The 2,938-nt window shown below is 55.9% G+C and carries 2 protein-coding genes; one reads left to right on the forward strand and one right to left on the reverse strand.

Annotated elements, in window-relative coordinates; genetic code table 11:
- A partial coding sequence (locus tag ACF8AM_RS02305; RefSeq protein WP_392554086.1) for an RtcB family protein occupies positions 1 to 646 on the reverse strand: 646 nt, incomplete at its 3' end.
- A 184-nt stretch (positions 647 to 830) separates the two neighbouring features.
- Here ACF8AM_RS02305 and rtcR point away from each other — a divergent pair.
- Positions 831 to 2,447 (forward strand): RNA repair transcriptional activator RtcR, encoded by a 1,617-nt coding sequence (gene rtcR / locus ACF8AM_RS02310; RefSeq protein WP_392554087.1) that lies wholly within the window; start codon positions 831 to 833, stop codon positions 2,445 to 2,447.
- Positions 2,448 to 2,938 lie beyond the last annotated feature (491 nt).

Consider the following 2,938-nt stretch of genomic DNA (forward strand, 5'->3'; position numbering starts at 1 on the left):
TGCTCATGTGACGATGGCTTAGGATCGTGTCGAGGCGATTCTCGAGTGCCAACTGCGTGTCGTCATGCCCAACATGGTACGAGTCTTCGCATCGGTGTGACCAACTCGTTGGAATCCCAAGAGCGCGACACACATCGTCGCTCGCACCTTCGGTCACCAACTGCTGCCCGAGTGTTCGGTTGACGTGCCGTGCCTTGGTCACGCTACGTTGTCCCTTGCCCGCCCCTGTCGGTGTGCGTTGGCAGATCGCCGAGATCAACGCTCGACGAACCTTGCGGTCCTCGATCGCTTCGGCGGGAAGATCCAATTGCAGCAAACTCATCGAACACTTGATGTCGACACCAACCGGACATGGATAGATGTGTGTGGGCGAAACCATCACGCAACCGACCGGTGCTCCATAACCACAGTGCGCGTCTGGATTCAAAACCAAATCGGTCACACCGGGAGCCAAGCGTGAGTTGACCGCATGCTGCAGACACAAATCGTCAAAGGTTTCGCGACTCGACTCGGTTCCGAAGACGCGAATAGGTGGAGTCGTTTCCGTCCGAAGCAACGCGGTCGCTTCGCCGGTCGCAACCATTCCCGGGCCGGTGTACTTGCTTCGCGAGTCCATGTTGGGACGGTTTTTGGTCGAAGTCATCATGTGAATCTCGTATCAAATGAAGATGTTTGTTGTTCCAGACACCTCAAGCATCACCCGTGCCAAACAACATAAAATCCACGCAAGCCCTCATACTCAAAGCACTTACGAAAACCGCCCCCCTCTCACCCAGCGACCCAGCTCCGAAAACACTTATCTTTCTGGATCCATGTTTATACTTTGATCTATGAACAAGAAATGCGTCGTGATCGGTTTGCTCGGAGTCCATTTGGATCAACCTCGGAAATCGCGTGATCGATGGGCGACGTGGCGCCCGTCCGTCGCGATCTGCCAGCAGGATGATTTGATCGTCGATCGGTTCGAGCTGATCGTCGAGCACCGTTATTCCAAGCTCGCCGATCAAGTGATCCGGGACATCGAAACGGTCTCACCCGAAACGTCCGTGCAAGCCCATCCGATCACCCTCAAAGACCCTTGGGATTTGGAGGAGGTTTACGCGGGACTGCACCAGTTCTCGCGCGAGTACGCGTTTGATACCGACGCTGAAGACTATTTGATTCATATCACCACGGGGACGCACGTCGCACAGATCTGCCTGTTCCTGCTGACGGAGTCCCGGCACTTGCCGGGACGGCTGATTCAAACGTCGCCGCCACCGGGACGAGGCCGGTCAAAACAAGCCGAAGCCGCCTCGGTGGAAGGCACTTTCCAAATCATTGACCTGGACCTCTCTCGGTATGACGAGTTGGCCAAACGGTTTGGGCAAGAACAAGATGAAGCACGCTCGATCCTCAAACACGGCATCGAAACCAAAGACCAATCCTTCAATGCCTTGATCGATCGAATCGAGCGAGTGACTCTCGCAACGAAAGCACCGATCTTGTTGTCGGGACCAACTGGTGCTGGCAAAACACAACTCGCTAAATTGGTCTACGAACTCAAGCACAGCCGACGACAAGTCAGCGGCCCGTTCGTCGAAGTCAACTGCGCGACGATCCGAGGCGAACAAGCGATGTCCGCCTTGTTCGGTCACACCAAGGGAGCCTTCACCGGAGCGAACTCCGCACGTGCTGGACTGCTCAAATCCGCGGATGAGGGCATGCTGTTCCTCGATGAAATCGGCGAACTCGGACTCGATGAACAAGCCATGTTGTTGCGAGCGATCGAAGAGAAGGAGTTCACGCCGGTTGGTTCCGACCAAAGCATCCACAGCGACTTCCAATTGGTCGCGGGAACGAATCGCGATTTAATAGCCGAAGTCAGTGCAGGAAAATTCCGTGAAGACTTGTTGGCAAGGATCAACCTTTGGTCCTTTCGGCTTCCCGGACTCAGTGAACGAAGAGCTGACATCGATCCCAACCTGGACTACGAACTGCAACAGTTCACTCGGAACAATGGCCAGAAGATCACGATCAGCAAAGAGGCTCGCAAAGCGTTCCTTGATTTTGCCATGGATCCAGCGACTCCCTGGAACGCGAATTTTCGCGATCTCAATGCGGCTGTGACTCGAATGGGAACGCTGGCCGAAGGCGGACGCATCACAACCGACTTGGTAACCGAAGAAATCGCCCGACTGCGATCAAGCTGGCAAACCACGGACGCTCGCGGTCACGACGACGTCTTGATCAGTTGCTTGGATGAATCGCAAATCGCACAGCTCGATCATTTCGACCGCGTGCAGCTCGCCGAGGTCATCCGAGTTTGCCGGCAAAGCCGATCGCTATCACAAGCCGGTCGCACCTTGTTCGCGGTCTCACGAAAAGCCAAGGCAAAACCAAACGACGCCGACCGATTGCGAAAGTACCTGCAACGTTTCGGATTGAACTGGGATGAGCTGCAGTGATCGTGGGTGACGCTTTTTTGAGCTCGTAGAATCCCGTGAACAACAAGTTCAGTAGCGGCAGGGCGCGAGCCCTTCGGTTCCTCACCGGGCAGCACGCGTCGCTAAGCGGGCGTCTTGCTGTTCTCGGCTCCCTTCGAGGTGAAGCGATTTTGGCAGACGCTGATCTTGGCTTGGTTCACCCAGTCAACTCTCCCCTGGCGAAGCTGGGGGAGAGGTCGAACGGGCCGCTCGAGTCCCTGTTCGGTTGAAGGGGCTACGCACTGTAAACTTGGCTTCACAAATCGCGAGGCCCCCTCACCCGGATCTCGCTGAAGGCTTGCTCCGACCTCTCCCCCAAATTCGTCGGGGGAGAGGTGACAGCCGAAAAACCACCGACACAAGTGTCGAGCCCCTGTCATCCTGACGGCCTCTTCTTCCCCTTCGCCAACCAAGCATCGGCGACCACCGTGTCCCAGACCAATTGAGTGATGTGGTAGACGATCATTGGCAAC

It is taken from the genome of Rhodopirellula sp. JB055 (genome assembly GCF_043100905.1).
Classification (GTDB): domain Bacteria; phylum Planctomycetota; class Planctomycetia; order Pirellulales; family Pirellulaceae; genus Rhodopirellula.